This is a genomic window from Streptomyces sp. NPDC001852 (assembly GCF_042891825.1).
GTDB lineage: Bacteria > Actinomycetota > Actinomycetes > Streptomycetales > Streptomycetaceae > Streptomyces.
This window is the reverse complement of the sequence record NZ_JBIATN010000070.1, coordinates 1-15,304: the sequence shown is the minus strand read 5'-3', so window position 1 is coordinate 15,304 and position 15,304 is coordinate 1. Positions and strand designations below refer to the sequence as shown.

The window sequence follows — 15,304 nt, the reverse complement described above, 5'->3', positions numbered from 1 at the left end:
TGGTTCCTCACCGGCGGGTGCGGCCGGGAGTCAGCAGCGTCAGAACGGAGGTTCGGTGGAGAAGGTGCCAGTCCAGACGGGTTCAGCCGGTTTAGGCCTCGGCTCTTGAAGAACTCGCATGGCGTCCTTGATGCGGCCGAGGTCGATGAGGCGCCGGGCGAGGAGGGAACTGTTGGAGGGCAGGTGTCGTTCGAGGACGGCGACGGATTCCTCCGTGCGGCCGGCCTCTGCCAGCAGGTCGGAAACGCTCCAGGCCGCGTACCAGGTGTCGCCCTCGGGATGCGCATGCGCCTGCTCGATTGCTTCGTCGAGCAGGCCGCACTCGGCCATGAGCGGAAGCCTCATCCTGAAGAAGTCCCACTCCTCCTCACCGTCGTGGCGCGTCTTGAGGGCATCGAGGTAGGCCAGGCCGTCGTGGGGGCGGCCGTGGTCGGCGTACAGAGTGCACAGTGTGCCGATTATCCAGTCCTCGCCGCCGCCGGGTGATTCCGCGAGTGTGCGCATCACCTGGATCGCCTCGTCACCCCGCCCGTGCCGGGCCAGGAGTTCGGACAGGTACACGGCCCCGTGATACCGGCGGGCTGCAGAGTCGCCCGGCTGCCGGTACACGTCGATCGCGCCTTCGACGTCGCCGCGTTCCTCCAGTACCTCTGCAAGGCGCCGTGCGGCGTGCCCGTGGTACTCGGTCGCCGCGTACGCGCGCAGTTCCTCGATCCGGTCATGCCTCGCCAGCAGGTCGGCCAACTGGTCACGGCCGTTGACGGAGGTGGTTGTGCGGGTGTGCAGCAGGGCGATCGCGTCCTCGACGCGGCCTTGGCGCTCCCGGATCGCGGCCAGCAGTCCGACGGCGTTGAACGGCTCGGTCCGCCGGTTGTCGCAGTCGGGATCGCCACAAGCGGGGACGGCCTCGACCCGGCCCTCCAGCAACGCTGCCGCCTCCTCATCCAGGCCTGCGCCTTCGGCGATGTCGACGAGACAGTTTGCGAGGAACCAGTCGTCGATCCCGGCTCTCAGCAGGGTGAACGCCTCGCCGCCACGGTCGTGGCGGGCCAGAAGACGTGCGAAGTATTCCAGTGCCAGCCGGTCTCCCGCCTGCGCGTACGGCCGGGCAGCCTCGATCGCCTCCTCGACCCGTCTCCAGCCCTCCAGCAGATCCGCTTTGGCCCGGGTGGCCGGCCACCAGCCCGTCGCCACATAAGGAGCGAGCGTCTCCAGCGCCTCTGTCTGTCGGCCCTGCTCGCCGAGCAGGCGTGCCCACTCCCGCGCGCAGAACCACTCTCCACGCCCGGCCTGGAACTCCACCTCCCCGGCATGGCCGAGCTCAAGGAGCCGCGCGACCAGCAGCGGCGGAATGCAGCCGGACAACGTCCGGGCCTGGTAGTCAAGATCAGCAGCGTCCACGGCAGCGCACCCTAGCCTCCACCTCCGACAACGGCCTGCGCCCCGCGGTGGTCAAACTCCGGTGACGGAGGGGGAGTCGTAACGAACGCCTGGCTGCGAGGTCACTGACAGTCGTAGTACGACCCATCGAACACGCCCTAGGGTCGTATCCGATGGGTCAGGTGACCGGCGAGGGCTGACCCCGTCCATGAGGTCACTTCACTTCGACCATGACCTTCCACGGCGTGATCACCAAAGGACAGATACGACCTGCGTCGGGGCGGCAGTGTCGTTGCGCAGTGATGGTGGCGGTGCCGTCATGTTCCGCGTGGAATGTCGCTGATGCGTCGCCGTTCGGTGCCGTACGGCCAGAGGTACGCCTGAGAACAGTGGAGTTGCTGGACGTCGGGGTGCTCCAGGTCCAGGTGAGACCGTTTTCGTGGAGGCCGGTGAGCCGGACTTCGATGTCGTCACCCAAGCTCGCGGTCACGGAACGGCCGTTGTCCGAGTTCGTGAGCGCAATGCGCTGGGCCAGCCGGACCCGGTCGGATGTCTGGCTGTGGGCAGCCCCCGGTGCCGCAGCGGCGGCCACACCGGGCGCGGCAGCCGGGGCGGCGTGCGCGGTCGTCGGGATGAGAAGTGCGGCGAAGGCAGTGACAGCTGCGGCAGCGGTACGGGCGAGACGCACGAGATGACGGTCCTCTCGAAGATCACGGGCAGTTCGTGATCTTCGTACTGGCTCCCGCCCGCGACCCGCCCGGCAGCCGGGGACGGCTCTACCCGATCGGGTGGTAATTGTGATCGTCAGCCCGTCACATCCGGCACTTAGGATCCATCCCCGTGGCAGAGGCACCCGATGAGTTGATCAAGCTGGGAACGATCCGCCGAGGAGGAACGCGCAAAGCTCGCAGGTCTGGCCGGCGACGAGTACGACGCCCAGTGGCGCCGGTGGCGCGAGGCGTCCCAGGCCGTACAGGCGGCCATCACCGCGCATGCCGAAGCCACCAAGGCCAGCCGCTACGAGGTGGAGCAGGCCGTGAAGCGCGCGGTCCGGCACGCCGAGGAGGACCCGGCCGACGAGTAACTGCCGGATCTACCGCTGATCCGGCCACGCAGCCACGAGGCCGACGGTCTCCTCGTCGGTAAGAGTGAGGCACGCATCGGGCAGGCTGCCGTACTCGTCGACCCAGCGCCGGAATTTGTCGCGCGCGGTCTCCTCCCGGTTCCACCAGCCCTGCTGCACCGGCCGGCCGCCGGTGGTGAGCAGCAGGTGGTAGCGGCCGGGGCTTGATGGTGATCTTCCCGGACTTGCGGTGGACTCGACGGCGGACGATCTGGACGGCCTGGCAGGCGCCGGGGAAAAGCACCGATCAAGGGTTCAAAGAGGGTTTCGCAGTCAGCGATGATTGGGGTTCAGCAAGGTGGCGGCCGCGGCGACGAAAGCGATGGATGCTTCCTTGGCCGCATGCCGCCGGGCATCCAAATCAGTCCGGTCGGTAGCCCTGCGCAGCGCGTACGTGGCATCTGCGGCCTGCTGGGCGAGGCCGGCCAGCTCGGGGACAAGGACCTGAAGGCGGATGTGGGGCGCTGTGATTGCCGCCCGGGTGTCGTGGGACCTCGTCTGGGCCTCCAGCTGATGCTCGGTGCCTGCCTCGGTCAGGGCCAGGCGCTCCCGATGGAACATCGCCGAGCGGTGCGCGTCCAAGGCGGCCGCGAAGTCCGTGACAGCGCCGAGCTGGTCCTGGCGGTGGCTGTCGGCACGCTCCTCGGCGCGTCCGGTGCGTGCCGAGCGGTGCTGGAGGAGTCCGGCGGTCAGGGCACCGGCGAGGGTACCGAGTACGGCAACCATCGAAGGCCATATGGACATCCGCTGGCGGGTCCTCTCGGATAGTCGGTTTCGGTGGTGAGGTCGGCGGACAGCGAGGAACGCGGTCGGCGCGCGGTGGCCGGGACGCTGTCGACCGAGCTGCACACCGCACGCGGCACGCACCGCTCAATCGGTCGGCGACCCGACGAACGAGAACTGGGCCCGCCGCTACGGGGGAAAGCGGCGGGCCCAGCAAGCCACACAATGCCACACCAGCAGCCGGGCTGCCGTTCGTGAGCAAGAGGAAGCAGTACCTCAGTTGATGCCGAACCTGCTGAGGGCTGTAGTCCAATCGGTGACGATGGCGTTCTGCGCGGCGGCAAGGGAGACCTTCCCTGAGCAGACGGCAGTGTGCAGCTTCGTCTCCACCGGGTCTTTCTTGTTGTTGATGCCGCTTCCGGGGTTGTGACCCGGCATCGACGAGGTCGGCTACATCCCGTTTGGCCAGGACGCCGCGAACCTGTTCTTCCAGCTCATCGCATCGCGCTACGAACAGGGCTCCGTGATGGTCACCTCGAACCTGCCCTTCGGGCGCTGGGGAGAGACCTTCTCCGACGACGTCGTGGCCGCCGCGATGATCGACCGCCTAGTCCACCATGCCGAGGTTCTCACTCTAACCGGAGACTCCTACCGGACCCGCCAGCGACGCGAGTTGCTGGCCAAGGAGAACCGCGCTCACCACGGTTGAACTACCAGCCCATGTCCCGGGCGACTTCCCTCTGAGCCGCCGCGATGTCCTCGACGGTCGCCCCGGTCACATCGGCGTCCGCGGCCCACTCCAGCCGTGACAGCAGATCGGCCAGGGCCTGCTTCTGGGCAGGATGGGTGACCGGCACCGAGTCGAGATCCGTGGTCATCAGCCAGTCGAACAACACGATGGCGTCCGCACGCCACAGGCGCACCGACACGGTCGGGAGATCGTCTTCCATGCGCCCATGATGCCGGGCAGACCGAGCTGCTTGACCCAACCGCACGACCCCAGGGGGGTCAATTCTGCGGGACTGGTGGGTGTTCAGTTCTGCGAGAGCGTTGACACGGGGCCGTCGCTGGGCCGTCCGACGCAGACCGGCGATGACAGACGAGACAACTGACGAGCACGTCGACGCACGCCGCAGGGATGCCGCCTCAGGGGAGCCGAGGTGAGAGACTGTCTGCACCACTTCCAGAAGATCTGATTGCCTGAGCTCGGGCGCCTGACCTGGGGTCCAGATCAAAGTGTGACTTCATGTCTGGCACCGGTGGGCCTGCCTACTTGGCACCAGCGGCAATGTCAGATCATCGCGGTACCGTCGGCCCATGACGTTTGACGGCGAAGCGGCCAGACGGTTTCGACCCAGGGACGCAGGCGATGATCCGTGGCGAGGTGATGAGCGTCATCGCGTGATGGCCGAGGCGCTGAACCGCTACGGGTTGTGGGATCACCTGTCGTCGGTGGAGCTGCGTGAGTCCGCAATGACCGAGGTCGCGACCGGCTGCTATCCGCTGCATTTCGACCTTCTCTTCGAGCAGATCGAGTTCTTCGCGGACGGAGAGGAACTGGCCGAAGGCGGGGTCGAGAGGTTCCTTCGAGCGCTGGCACCGGCCCTGGTGCGATACGGCGTGGTGCTGGAGGTCGAGACGGTCCCGGATGTCGACGACTACATAGTTTCGATCAACGGGATCCGTTGCATGGTTTTGAGGCCCGAGGACTGGGAGGGCGGGGATCCGTGGGCTTTGTCGACCGTCCGTCCCTTGGCGGTCGTCAACCAGCTGCTCGCTGCTGCCGGGCGTAGCGCGCTGCGTGCTCACACCCTCTACGCAGGTGGCAATGAGGGACTCGTCTTCCTGATGGACCCGCGAGCCGCCGAGGCGTTGCGAGCCAGCGGCTTGTTCCCCGAGCATGAAGTGCCAGCGCTGGCCGACGGGGAGTGAGTGTCTAACTGCGTGACAACGCTGACGCACAGCGGTGAACAACCGCGGACGTCTGCGGACCGTCGCTGCAGGTGAGAGACACACCAGCACGAGGTCAAGCGCCCAGCAAGGTTCGTTCGGGACGAAGAGGTCGCGGGTTCAGAAGTCGGCGGACTGGTCGAGGTGGAACGGTGAGCCTGCACGAGTCGGAACCCATCCCTGCCGTAGGGCAGCCGCGATGGCGTCGGCAACGTCGGAGGGCAGGACCGGGTTGCCTGGGCGTTCGAGCCAGTTGCCAGTGTGAGGCTGGTTCGTGGTGACGACCAGGGTCGTCCCAGGGTGCCCTGCATGCTCCACGGCGTACGTACACGGCGACCAGCAGAGACCCTGGCCGTACGTGGGCCTGCGTCGCAGCCGCCAGCGGTAGCTCCTGCCGTCGACGACTATGTGCCGTGATCCCTTGCGACCAAGTGCCATGGTTTCTCCCCCGGTTGCCAGCATGCTAGCGGCCAACGCATAGCGGAGGCGCGGTGCGGCACTCGGGCCGTCTCTGGGCCGTCCGGAGTCACCGGATGCCAACGACGACAGGAGCCCATGGCATCCGAGCAGTTCAGAGCCGTGGGCTTCGTCAGTCCCGCTGGTCGGCGAGACCCTTGATCAGTAGACCGGCTACCGATCATCACTGCGCGGCCAGGCAACCAAGGGCCTGTGTCCCGCCCCGAGCCCGATCGTGCGGGCAACCACGGGGAACTACGGTGCCGAGCGGGCACAGCGCAACGCGACGGCCCCCGACCGTCGTACCTGGTCAGGGGCCGTCAACCTGCGCGGTGAGTGTGGGATTTGAACCCATGGTGACTCGCGCCAGGACGGCTTTCAAGATCACCCCGGAGAGACTCCGCTGACCATGACTTCCAAACTAGCTACGCCGACCGCGTGCCCAACTGACGGCCGCTTGATGGACCGCAACAAAGGACCCTCAACGGGCCTACGTGTGGTGGTCGAAGGCGTCCAAAAGCATCAGGAATGCCCCATATGCACACATTGCCATGGCCAGCCCTCCCCACAGCTTCGGAAAGGTCCGCTGGAACGTTGGAGAACCCCTCTTCCACGAGTCCGGCTTGATTCTCCCGGTGAAGACCAGGAACCCCAGCGTGAACAGGACGATCAAAAGCGCACTGAAAGCGAGCAGTGACCCCACGCGCCCCCAGCCTCCGACGAAACGAGCCGAGCTTACGCCCAGCGAACGCCGCTCGCACCGCAGCTTCAGCACGCTCAGGCGCCGTTAGAGTCGACAGCTTCGGGCCGTCTCGGGGCCGCCGAAGGGCGCTCAACAACGAACAACGCTGACAACCACCGACAGCTAAGTCGCAGGTCGCAGCGTTGATCGATTACGCGGCCGCGGGTCAGAGACCCTGCCCTTCACTTCTTCGGTTACTGAGCGCATTCGACAGCGCTTGGCTTGCCCATCGAGCCTCCATCGACCTAACGGGGCCCACGAAGGACTTACGTCGGGTACTCGAAGTCGTGCACCGCAAAGTCGGTGACCGGGCGGTACCCGAGCCGCTGATAGAGGCCGTTGCTGGTGGGGTTGGCCAGGTCTGCGAACAGCAGGACATGCGCCGCGCCCGTGGCCAGCGCAGCCCGGCTCACCTCGACCGTTGCAGCGCCCGCGTAACCGCGACCGCGCAGGTGGGCTGGAGTGTAGACGGGCGCCACCCGGATCTGGCCGGCAACCATCGGACTCATGCCCGCCATGGAAACGGGGATGCCGTCCGGGGTCTCCCAGAACGTGACCCGTCTGTTGGCAATGCGCGTGTCGGCCCAGGAGCCGGCGTCCGCGGAGGCAAGTTCCCCGATAGCGGCTGCAAACTCGCGGTACCATAGCATGAGTTGCTCGCGATCCCGCTCGCCCGCGACTCGACCTCGGCCCTCCGGGAGTGGCTCCGGTGGCGTGAGCGTACCGAGGCGGTACAGGCGCTGCCGCTCGCGGAGCGTCGGCGTTGCGCCCGAGTGTCGCTGCCAGGCCTCTACGAAAGCGGCCGCGGTGTCGTCGTCCGCGCTGACGCCGGGCAGGGCGCGGCCGAGGCCGGCCAGGTGAGCGGCGAGGGCGTCGGCCTCCTCGGGAGTGAGGGGAGTGAGGTACAGGCGGCGGGGCGGGGTACGGAAGAAGGCCGCGCGGACCTCGCCCGCCCGCTCCAGCCAGCCGAAGGCGGGAGCTTCGGTGCCGTACGCGTCCAACCCGCGTGTTCTAAGTGTCTCGGTTACCGTCAGCGGGAGGGTGTGAAGGACCGGGCGCGAGTGTAGGAAGTCTCCAGCTCGGGCGAGAAAGCAGTCGAGGTCTTCGGTGAGGTGCCAGTCATCCGGGCGCATGCCTCATGATCCCTTGTGCTGTCAGCGGGCGCCCGCGGTTTTCCGCTAGAAAGCGTCTGACATCCACGGCCGACATCAACGTGGCCGGACTGCCACGGATGAAGAGGATCGTCTACGGATCAGAGGGCCGCGCCCGTCCGGGGTCCCGGCAGGCTGCGCGGCGCCGAGATCGAACTCATAAAGCGGTGGCTTCCTGGCAGCCAGCGGCAGTGGCCAGCTAACGCAGGCCACGAGTGCGCTGCCGTCCTCGGTGAGAAAGAGCAGGGTGAACCGTGTCCGATTGTCAGGATCGATCAGCGCTGTGCGCACAGGCCGGCCATATTCCCTGATGAGCTGCACTGCTCGCTCCAGGCCAGGAGGTTCGAACCCGCGCATCCGCATGCGCTGAAGCCGGCGACTGAAGACTCCGGCATGCGCACCAGTGGGTTGTACCCGTTCCTCCACCGAATAGGGGGCACCGCTACGGAGGGCGGCCAGAGCTATCACGGACGCCTCGTCATCACCGATCAACAGCGATACCAGCACATGCCTTTCCATGGTCACCCCGTTTGGATCGTGCGGTACAGCAGCCAGGTACCGCAACCCTAGTAACCACCCCCGCACGGTAGCGCCCCTCCGGGCCCGCTCAGCGGCCGGTATGACCCCCGCTGACCGATCGCGCTAGAGCTACGGATCAGAAGGTCCTGCCACCACGAGACGGCTCGGGCTCTCGTCCCAGGTCGTCCGTGGACAACGAGGGATTCAGCGCCGCGGAGTTCAGCGCAGAGCCCGACGCTCGTCTACGCGGCGTGTCGGCACACCCAGAAACACGTCGGGTGCCGCAGAGCCATAAACGATGTTGAACGTTTCCAGTCGATAGGACCAGGCCCCGTCACAACTGCCGACGAACCGGTAGTTGATCTGCCATTGCAGCCATTGGCCGGGAGCCAGACGAACGGCAGGCGGGCGCCGATTGCGTCGTGGCATGGCAAACATGCTCACCTCTGGCGGGTCCACGCGCAGCAGCCCATCGACCTCGCGAAGGACCGTCCCGGGTGCCGACAAGTCCCGTACTTGTATGCGAGGTTCGAAGGAGTCGAACTCCCGCATGGCGACCTCGTGATGGGCAGTACTCAAGCCCGGGGGCAGCGAGAAGGCCGTTGGTGCGGCGTTTCTGCGAGCAGCTCCAGGGCCGCCGCGCGACTTCTTCGTCCACGACGTGCGTACCCGTTGAACGACAACATCCATGGGACCAATCATCAGGCGGGACGCCGCACTGCGGCCACAGAGTTACGTGTCGTGCCAGGACCGTGCAGATCGAGCGGGGAACCACGGGGAACAGCGGCGAGTTACAGGCAACTCGAAGCGATCGCCCGTGGCCCGGAAGTCGCAGCTCACGGCGCATCCTCCCCACCTCGCTCCTACAGCGGTGATCACGTGTCGGGTGTGCCGGGCACGGGACGGGGAGCCTCTAGGCGTAGCACGAGTGCACGTAGGGCCCGCAGTTCGGCGTCCAGGGCCTGCGCACCTTCACGGGTGAGGGTTACCCATGTTCGGGGGCGTCGACCGGCGTAGCCCTTCTCCACGGTGATCATTCCGGACTCCTCCAGCACCTTCAGGTGCCGGGAGAGATTTCCGTCGGTGACGGCCAGTTGCTTCTTAAGGAAGCTGAACTCGACCCGGTCGGCTTCGCGGGCAACGGTGAGGACGCCGAGCCGCACGCGCTGGTGGACGGTGTCGTCCAGCGCCTGGGTGGGATGCAGTTCCTCTTGGTCGTCCTGCGTAGCGGTCGAGTCTTCGACGCTCATGAGACGACCGTACCCGCAACCGCTACACCGGGCGCGCCCCGCCGGCGGACCGCTGTCCACTCGCACAGACCGGCGAGGAGCAGGACGGCAGCGAGCAGAAGGGCCTTGACCTGCGGTCCGTCGGCCCAGCCGGGGTGGGCGGGGTGCTGCCAGGGAAGCCATCCACTGCCCCAGGAGGCTCCCAGGTACCCCGTGAGCAGCAAGGCGTGAGCGGTGCCGGCCGCCGCGGCGATCCCACTGCGTTCGGCAATGCCGAGGGCGATAAGTCCGATGCCGACCAGGTACCACGGGGAGGCGTAGCTGTTCTCCAGCAGCACGGCCTCCCACGGCTGGTCCTTGCCGAACAGCAACACCACCAGAGCTGTCGTGATCACAGTGGTGGCTGCGGCGATCACGCGGACCCACATGCCGCGCCGGGGGACAACGCCCCGGGCCTCGCCGCGCAGGCGGTACCAGCGGGCGAAGGCGAACCATGCGAGAGGGAGGAGCGCGAACCACACGCCCCATGCCGCGAAGCGCAGGAAGGCTCCGTCGAACTCGCCCTTAAGGCAAGGGGTTCCCGGTTCGTGGACGACGCATAGGCCGGTCAGCTCAGCGTAGGCAATGGTCGGATAGGACCCGATGTAGCGCCCGTGGGCTCCGAAGTTGAAGGCGTACCGGGCAACCGGAACGGCCGCCAGTGCAAGGAGCCCGAAGCCAAGGAGAAGAGTCCATGCTCCGTTGGTCTGCGTGCGGGTCCTCGCCCGGAGGCCTTCCGTCGCAGCCAGCAACGCGGCTGCGGCCCAGCTCGGTTCCGATCCCGCGCTGCTCGGTGCGGATGTTCCCATCTGTCCCCCTTGTGGCATGCGCTTCGGCAGCGCTCGTGAGCGGACCGTCAGATGGGCGTCCGCTCACAACATAACTTTGCAACACAAAGTACATGGCAATCAAGAGTAAGCCGCGCACTGGCCACGCCAATGGATCGGAAGACTTCTGACATCCACGGCTGACTGTGAGGATGTCGGTGGTGCCGCCCGAGGCGGTCTTGCCAGGGGCTTCCTGGCTGCGGATCGAAGTCCGAAAGCGGTGCTCACGCACGAGCGCCCTCCCGGGCCGTCCTGGGGCCGTGGAAGGGCGCTCAATGGTGGCCAACGTCGACAACTGCCGACAGCTCATCAGCAGGTCAGGGCGTTGATCGGTTAGACGGCTGCAGGTCACGGCCGCCAGTGATCAGTTGTGGCTGAGCTGAGCTACAGGCCCTCGCTCGATCAACGAGCCGTCAGGCCCCAGCGTGTATACGCGCGGCGCCGGTATCGCGTCAACCGCCCTCCGTAGCGCCGCTTCCTGCTGGAGCGGTCTCTTGCGCCCACCTACCGGGTCAAGGCCTTTCGTACCGCCTCCCGGGCGCTGGCCGCGCTGCCCGAGGGCGAGGTGGCCGAGCGGGCCGCTGCCGGGACCCTGGAGGCGCTCAAACGGGTCGGGCCCAAGACCGGGCAGGTCGTGCGGGAGGCGTTGGCCGGGGAGGTGCCCGGATATCTGCGGAAGCTGGAGGAGGAGGCGGGGGCGTCGGTCGGGGCCGGGGGCGGTGCCGGAGCCGAGCTGCGGGCCATCATCCGGGGGGACTGCCACACGCACTCGGACTGGTCCGACGGGGGCAGCCCGATCGAGGAGATGGGGCGGGCCGCGGCCGAGCTGGGCCATGAGTGGACGGCGCTGACCGACCACTCCCCCCGGCTGACCGTGGCCCGCGGCCTCTCGCCGCAGCGGTTGCGGGAGCAACTGGCGGTGGTGGCGGAGCTGAACGCGCGCTGGGCGCCGTTCCGGCTGCTCACCGGCATCGAGTGCGACATCCTCGAAGACGGCTCGCTGGACCAGGAACCGGAGCTGCTGGAGCAGCTGGACGTGGTCGTGGTGTCGGTGCACTCCAAGCTGCGGATGGACGCCCGGTCGATGACCCGCCGGATGGTGGCCGCCGTGCGCAACCCGCACGCCGATGTGCTCGGGCACTGCACCGGGCGGCTGGTGACGGGCCGGGGACGGCCGGAGTCGGAGTTCGACGCGGACGCGGTTTTCGCCGCCTGCGCCGAGTCCGGTACGGCCGTGGAGATCAACAGCCGCCCCGAGCGGCTGGACCCGCCCCGCCGGCTGCTGCGCCGGGCCGTGGAGGCGGGCGTCCTGTTCTCCATCGACACCGATGCGCACGCGCCCGGCCAGCTCGACTGGCAGATCCTCGGCTGCGCACGGGCCGAGGAGTGCGGGGTTCCCGCCGATCGGGTGGTGACCACCTGGTCCGCCGACGAGCTGCTGGACTGGACCCGGGAGGGCCGGGTCCCGGCACGTGCGGCGGGTTCCTGACCCGCCCGGCGTGGTACCCGGCCCGCAGCGAGGGCCGAGGGCCGGGACGCCCCGGACGGCCGGGCAAGGGGCCCTCGGACCGTCAGGAAGGGAGCCGCTGATGGAGCGCGCCGCCGTCTTCGATGTCGACGGAACCCTCGTCGACACCAACCACCTCCATGTCGTCACGTGGTGGGAGGCGTTCCGGCAGGCCGGACACGACGTGCCCATGCACGCGGTGCACCGGGCCGTCGGTCTGGCCTCCACGGACCTGATCGCCCAGCTGCTCGGAGACGGCCGCGACACCGATCGGGACGGCGAGCTGAGCTCCGCACACAAGGCCCTGTACGGCCAGTACTTCGACCGGCTGCCGGCTCTGCCGAAGGCCGGGGAGCTGTTGCGCCGGCTGCACCGGGACGGCTGGACGGTCGTCCTCGCCACCTCGGCGAGCGGTGCCGAGCTGGGCGCGCTGCGGCGGGCCATCGACGCCGACGACGCGATCGCGGACACGGCGAGCTCGGAGGACGTGCGGGAGGGCAAGCCCGCCCCGGAGCCGGTGGAGCACGCCCTGGAGCTGGCCGGGGTTCCGGCCTCGCGGGCGGTGTTCGTCGGGGACACCGTGTGGGACATGCGCGCGGGCGTCAAGGCCGGGGTGCGCTGTGTCGGGGTGCTGTGCGGCGGGATCCCCCGGGCCGACCTGGAGGAGGCCGGGGCGGAGGCCGTCTACGCGGACCCCGCCGACCTGCTCCAGGGGCTCGACGGGAGCCCGCTGGCGTGAGCATCATGGGAAGAGGAATGCCATGTCAGCCGCCGACCTGGGGACGGCGCACATGCGACAGGTCATCCGCACGATGGAATGTCGCGGACCGACCGCACGGTGATCACCGTGAGCAGGGAGATGGACCTGCAGACCTGTCCGGCACTGGCCGAGGCCACCTCCGTCATCCCGCTGGCCGGCGAGACGCTCTACCTGGACCCGCCGGAAGTGCCTTTCATGGACTCCAGCGGCCTGAACCTGCTGATCATGCTGCGCCGCCGCCTTCACGCCGAAGGTGGCCGCCTTGCCGTCACCGCCCGCAGGCTCAGCCCGAACGACTGCTGCAGCTGACACAGGCCAGCGAACTGTTCACGGTGATCCCTTCCGGCACGGCTGGCTCCGACCCAGTGCCGGCCTCCTGACCGGCCACGACATAGCCCCGCCGGTCACTCGCCGACACGCGCCCCGTCGTGCCGGTGCGCCCGCTGGCCCCGCTGCGGTGTCCGCATAGGAGGGTCACCTCTTGCCCCTTACTAGGCCTTGGGCGGGCGGTCCGGAGCATTGGGCAGTAAGGCCCGTTCTCAAGGTCCAGCGCAGGCGCCTTGACGGCTTGTGGTTTCGCAGCAACAGCGCGAGCGGGCGCAGGATTACCGATGAGTCGCTCGCCTTCGACAGGATGGGCGCATGACCGAGATCCGCACACCCCGCCTCCTCCTCCGTAGCTGGCACGACGACGACCTCGCACCGATGGCGGACATCAACGCAGACCCCCGGGTCATGCGCTGGATCGACGACGGCTCGGTGCGCGACCTGGAACACACGGCCGAGGACATCGAGCGGTGGGAAGAGGAGTGGGACGAGGAGGGCTTCGGCCTCTTCGCCGTCGAACTGCTGGCCTCGGGCGAACTGATCGGCTTCACGGGACTGTCCGTGCCCGACTTCCTGCCGGAAGTGATGCCCGCCGTGGCGATCAGCTGGCGGCTCGGCTCACAGTTCTGGGGCCAGGGATACGCATCCGAAGCCGCCCACGCCACGCTGGAGTTCGCTCTCCAGGACCGCGGCCTCGACCGCGTCATCAGCATCAACCGGGTGGGGGACAACGCCTCCGAGAGCGTCATCCGCAAGCTCGGCATGCTGCCCGAGCGGGAGACGGCACACCCGGTGTACGGCTACCCACTGCGCATTCACGCCATCGATCTCACCGAGTTCCAGGCGTGAACCGGCCCCGCCTTCGACCACCGCAAGGCAGCCGACCACTGTCCCGACATCCCCGAGCGCATTGGTCACGACGGCACGAACACGAGGCGACGGATGTCGTCCTCCTGCCAGCCGCGCGCTGGCGGACAGCGTGCAGTTCGCCCAGGCGCCGGCGGAAGAGGACCGCCGTTGCGGATGAGCAGCGTGTGCGGGTGGTACGGCTGCCACCCCTCCCGCTCGCGGAGCCTCTGCACGAACTCGCAGTCGTCGACGTGATCGCCCGCCCAGGCGGTGACCTGCTCAGCTTCGAGCCGCTGCTGCCGCAGCTGGCACTGAAGTGGTGTCCTGGCTGCGGTACGTCCCGTGCTTGTCCAAACGCGGGGACATGAGAGGTCGGCTGCGAGGGCACGCTCTGGCCGGGCCGGCGTGAGCACCATGACCGGTCCAGGTCAATCAGAGGTCCGACGCAGGACCAGGCAGACGAAACCCCAGGTGTCCCGGTAGACCCGCAGCCATTCCGAGCGTCGGGTGGTCGCGGTCTCGAGCGCCTGCGAACTGTCGGGGTCGCCCGGGCGGTCGAGGGCCCATGAGGCCAGCGACCCCCAGCAGGCCCATTCGTAATCGTCCAGCTCGCGGCGCGTGCTGACATGCCCGTCTACAGGAGTCCACCCTTCGGCGACGACCCGGTCCACGGTGGTCGCCAGGTCGGTGAAGTCACCGAGCGTTTCTATGGCCTCCCCAGAAGGCTCTCGGTCCCAGAACCCCTCACCAATCAGGACCCGGCCGCCGGGGGCCAATTGCTTCCCGGCTGCTGCAAGTGTGGGAAGCAGACCGCCGAAAGCATGCGTGGCCCCGACACTGAGCACCAGGTCGAACGACCGGGGGGAGACAAAATCCGCGGCGTCCTGGTGGTGCAGGACGAGGCGCTCGTTGACCCCGAGGCGGCTGGCTGCCTCGCGGGCCTGGGCCAAGTCGTCCCGGGAGATGTCGACGCCCTCAGCCTGCAGCTGAGGCCACGTGGACAGGCCGCGCAAGAGCCATTCCCCGCCACCGCAACCAAGGTCAAGGACACGCTCGTCACCGCGCGGAACGCCGCGCTCCAGCAGCCGACGGACCGAGTCGTCGTCGAGCGGAGCCTTTATCGGGTGCTCAGCATGGGCAATCCTGGAGATCTGTTCGCGATTCACCGGCGCAGCTTGTCAGCGCTGGAGAGCGAGCGCACCTCGTTTTCGTTGCTGGGCCCCAGCCAAGGCGACCGCCGATCCACAGGTCTTGATGCGATGAAGGGGCGAAGTCCCGCCTTCCGCGGGTGGCCTGGGTAGACGCCGGTCACCCACTACGTGGCGGCGAAGGAGCCTCAGGTGAGCGAGTACGACGGACACCAGTACGTCGGTGTCGACCTACACCGCAGGCGGTCCGTGATCGTGCGTCAGGCCGACGACGGTGTCCAACTGAGCGCAGTACGCATCCTCAACGACCCGGTGGCACTCGGTCTGCAGATCGAGCAGGCCGGGCCCGATCCCGACGTGGTCCTGGAGGCCACCTACGGCTGGTACTGGGCAGCCGATGTCCTGCAGGCCGCCGGGGCACGCGTCCACCTGGCCCACCTACTGGGCGTGAAAGGCTTCGCCTACCGGCGTGTGAAGAGCGACATCCGCGACGCTGCGGACTTGGCGGACCTGCTGCGGATGGGGCGGCTGCCGGAAGCCTGGATCGCGCCGCTGCAGGTCCTTGAGCTGCGCG

At 68.0% G+C, this 15,304-nt stretch carries 17 protein-coding genes; 7 read left to right on the top strand and 10 right to left on the bottom strand.

The annotated features are described in order from the left end of the window. Positions 1 to 39 precede the first annotated feature (39 nt). The 3 genes from ACFYZB_RS46155 to ACFYZB_RS46145 all read right to left on the bottom strand — a co-directional run bounded on the left by ACFYZB_RS46155 (position 40) and on the right by ACFYZB_RS46145 (position 3,247). Positions 40 to 1,401 carry a tetratricopeptide repeat protein gene (locus ACFYZB_RS46155; protein WP_388768060.1) on the bottom strand — a complete coding sequence of 454 codons (1,362 nt, stop codon included), beginning with the start codon at positions 1,399 to 1,401 and terminating at the stop codon, positions 40 to 42. Between the two features lie 193 nt (positions 1,402 to 1,594). Continuing rightward, the gene (locus tag ACFYZB_RS46150) at positions 1,595 to 2,068 is read right to left on the bottom strand and encodes a hypothetical protein (protein ID WP_388768058.1); all 474 of its coding nucleotides are present in this window, start codon (positions 2,066 to 2,068) and stop codon (positions 1,595 to 1,597) included. Positions 2,069 to 2,776: 708 nt separating this feature from the next. Further along, complete coding sequence (locus tag ACFYZB_RS46145) at positions 2,777 to 3,247, bottom strand: protein kilB (protein ID WP_388768056.1); 471 nt, start codon at positions 3,245 to 3,247, stop codon at positions 2,777 to 2,779. 415 nt (positions 3,248 to 3,662) lie between these two features. Here ACFYZB_RS46145 and ACFYZB_RS46140 point away from each other — a divergent pair, with 415 nt between their 5' ends. Then, positions 3,663 to 3,935: an ATP-binding protein gene (locus tag ACFYZB_RS46140; protein WP_388768064.1), complete on the top strand. Its 273-nt coding sequence runs from the start codon at positions 3,663 to 3,665 to the stop codon at positions 3,933 to 3,935. A 1-nt stretch (position 3,936) separates the two neighbouring features. Here the strand turns inward: ACFYZB_RS46140 and ACFYZB_RS46135 are convergent, their stop codons facing one another. Then, on the bottom strand, positions 3,937 to 4,176 hold the full coding sequence (locus ACFYZB_RS46135) for a hypothetical protein (protein ID WP_388768054.1): 240 nt from the start codon (positions 4,174 to 4,176) through the stop codon (positions 3,937 to 3,939). A gap of 367 nt (positions 4,177 to 4,543) precedes the next feature. Here ACFYZB_RS46135 and ACFYZB_RS46130 point away from each other — a divergent pair, with 367 nt between their 5' ends. After that, a complete protein-coding gene (locus ACFYZB_RS46130) occupies positions 4,544 to 5,158 on the top strand; it encodes a hypothetical protein (protein ID WP_388768052.1) in 615 nt (204 codons plus the stop codon). Between the two features lie 138 nt (positions 5,159 to 5,296). Here ACFYZB_RS46130 and ACFYZB_RS46125 read toward each other — a convergent pair whose 3' ends face one another. The 5 genes from ACFYZB_RS46125 to ACFYZB_RS46105 form a co-directional block, all read right to left on the bottom strand. After that, positions 5,297 to 5,614, bottom strand: coding sequence for a hypothetical protein (locus tag ACFYZB_RS46125; RefSeq protein ID WP_388768050.1), 318 nt, complete (start codon positions 5,612 to 5,614; stop codon positions 5,297 to 5,299). Positions 5,615 to 6,640: 1,026 nt separating this feature from the next. After that, positions 6,641 to 7,507 carry a GNAT family N-acetyltransferase gene (locus tag ACFYZB_RS46120; RefSeq protein ID WP_388768048.1) on the bottom strand — a complete coding sequence of 289 codons (867 nt, stop codon included), beginning with the start codon at positions 7,505 to 7,507 and terminating at the stop codon, positions 6,641 to 6,643. Between the two features lie 756 nt (positions 7,508 to 8,263). Beyond that, positions 8,264 to 8,734 (bottom strand): hypothetical protein, encoded by a 471-nt coding sequence (locus ACFYZB_RS46115; protein WP_388768046.1) that lies wholly within the window; start codon positions 8,732 to 8,734, stop codon positions 8,264 to 8,266. Between the two features lie 185 nt (positions 8,735 to 8,919). Continuing rightward, complete coding sequence (locus ACFYZB_RS46110) at positions 8,920 to 9,294, bottom strand: winged helix-turn-helix domain-containing protein (protein WP_388768044.1); 375 nt, start codon at positions 9,292 to 9,294, stop codon at positions 8,920 to 8,922. Next, the gene (locus tag ACFYZB_RS46105; RefSeq protein WP_388768042.1) at positions 9,291 to 9,794 is read right to left on the bottom strand and encodes a hypothetical protein; all 504 of its coding nucleotides are present in this window, start codon (positions 9,792 to 9,794) and stop codon (positions 9,291 to 9,293) included. The genes ACFYZB_RS46110 and ACFYZB_RS46105 overlap by 4 nt, the downstream gene beginning before the upstream one ends. 823 nt (positions 9,795 to 10,617) lie before the next feature. Between ACFYZB_RS46105 and ACFYZB_RS46100 the strand changes: the two genes are divergently transcribed. The 4 genes from ACFYZB_RS46100 (at position 10,618) to ACFYZB_RS46085 (ending at position 13,582) form a co-directional block, all read left to right on the top strand. Further along, positions 10,618 to 11,628, top strand: coding sequence for a PHP domain-containing protein (locus tag ACFYZB_RS46100; protein ID WP_388768062.1), 1,011 nt, complete (start codon positions 10,618 to 10,620; stop codon positions 11,626 to 11,628). A gap of 100 nt (positions 11,629 to 11,728) precedes the next feature. Then, positions 11,729 to 12,385 (top strand): HAD family hydrolase, encoded by a 657-nt coding sequence (locus tag ACFYZB_RS46095; RefSeq protein WP_388768040.1) that lies wholly within the window; start codon positions 11,729 to 11,731, stop codon positions 12,383 to 12,385. Positions 12,386 to 12,493: 108 nt separating this feature from the next. Then, complete coding sequence (locus ACFYZB_RS46090) at positions 12,494 to 12,715, top strand: STAS domain-containing protein (protein ID WP_388768038.1); 222 nt, start codon at positions 12,494 to 12,496, stop codon at positions 12,713 to 12,715. Between the two features lie 333 nt (positions 12,716 to 13,048). Next, complete coding sequence (locus ACFYZB_RS46085; RefSeq protein ID WP_388768035.1) at positions 13,049 to 13,582, top strand: GNAT family N-acetyltransferase; 534 nt, start codon at positions 13,049 to 13,051, stop codon at positions 13,580 to 13,582. A 428-nt stretch (positions 13,583 to 14,010) separates the two neighbouring features. Here the strand turns inward: ACFYZB_RS46085 and ACFYZB_RS46080 are convergent, their stop codons facing one another. Continuing rightward, positions 14,011 to 14,748 carry an SAM-dependent methyltransferase gene (locus ACFYZB_RS46080; RefSeq protein ID WP_388768033.1) on the bottom strand — a complete coding sequence of 246 codons (738 nt, stop codon included), beginning with the start codon at positions 14,746 to 14,748 and terminating at the stop codon, positions 14,011 to 14,013. 174 nt (positions 14,749 to 14,922) lie between these two features. On the opposite strand from ACFYZB_RS46080, the gene ACFYZB_RS46075 reads away from it, so the two are divergent. Further along, the coding region (locus ACFYZB_RS46075) for a transposase (protein WP_388768031.1) at positions 14,923 to 15,304 on the top strand (382 nt) is incomplete at its 3' end.

What these genes read in the sequence shown, in the direction of transcription:
- ACFYZB_RS46145 (WP_388768056.1), bottom strand. Translation starts at nt 3,247, where the DNA reads ATGTCCATATGGCCTTCGATGGTTGCCGTACTCGGTACCCTCGCCGGT.
- ACFYZB_RS46135 (WP_388768054.1), bottom strand. Translation starts at nt 4,176, where the DNA reads ATGGAAGACGATCTCCCGACCGTGTCGGTGCGCCTGTGGCGTGCGGAC.
- ACFYZB_RS46130 (WP_388768052.1), top strand. Translation starts at nt 4,544, where the DNA reads ATGACGTTTGACGGCGAAGCGGCCAGACGGTTTCGACCCAGGGACGCA.
- ACFYZB_RS46125 (WP_388768050.1), bottom strand. Translation starts at nt 5,614, where the DNA reads ATGGCACTTGGTCGCAAGGGATCACGGCACATAGTCGTCGACGGCAGG.
- ACFYZB_RS46120 (WP_388768048.1), bottom strand. Translation starts at nt 7,507, where the DNA reads ATGCGCCCGGATGACTGGCACCTCACCGAAGACCTCGACTGCTTTCTC.
- ACFYZB_RS46115 (WP_388768046.1), bottom strand. Translation starts at nt 8,734, where the DNA reads ATGGATGTTGTCGTTCAACGGGTACGCACGTCGTGGACGAAGAAGTCG.
- ACFYZB_RS46110 (WP_388768044.1), bottom strand. Translation starts at nt 9,294, where the DNA reads ATGAGCGTCGAAGACTCGACCGCTACGCAGGACGACCAAGAGGAACTG.
- ACFYZB_RS46095 (WP_388768040.1), top strand. Translation starts at nt 11,729, where the DNA reads ATGGAGCGCGCCGCCGTCTTCGATGTCGACGGAACCCTCGTCGACACC.
- ACFYZB_RS46085 (WP_388768035.1), top strand. Translation starts at nt 13,049, where the DNA reads ATGACCGAGATCCGCACACCCCGCCTCCTCCTCCGTAGCTGGCACGAC.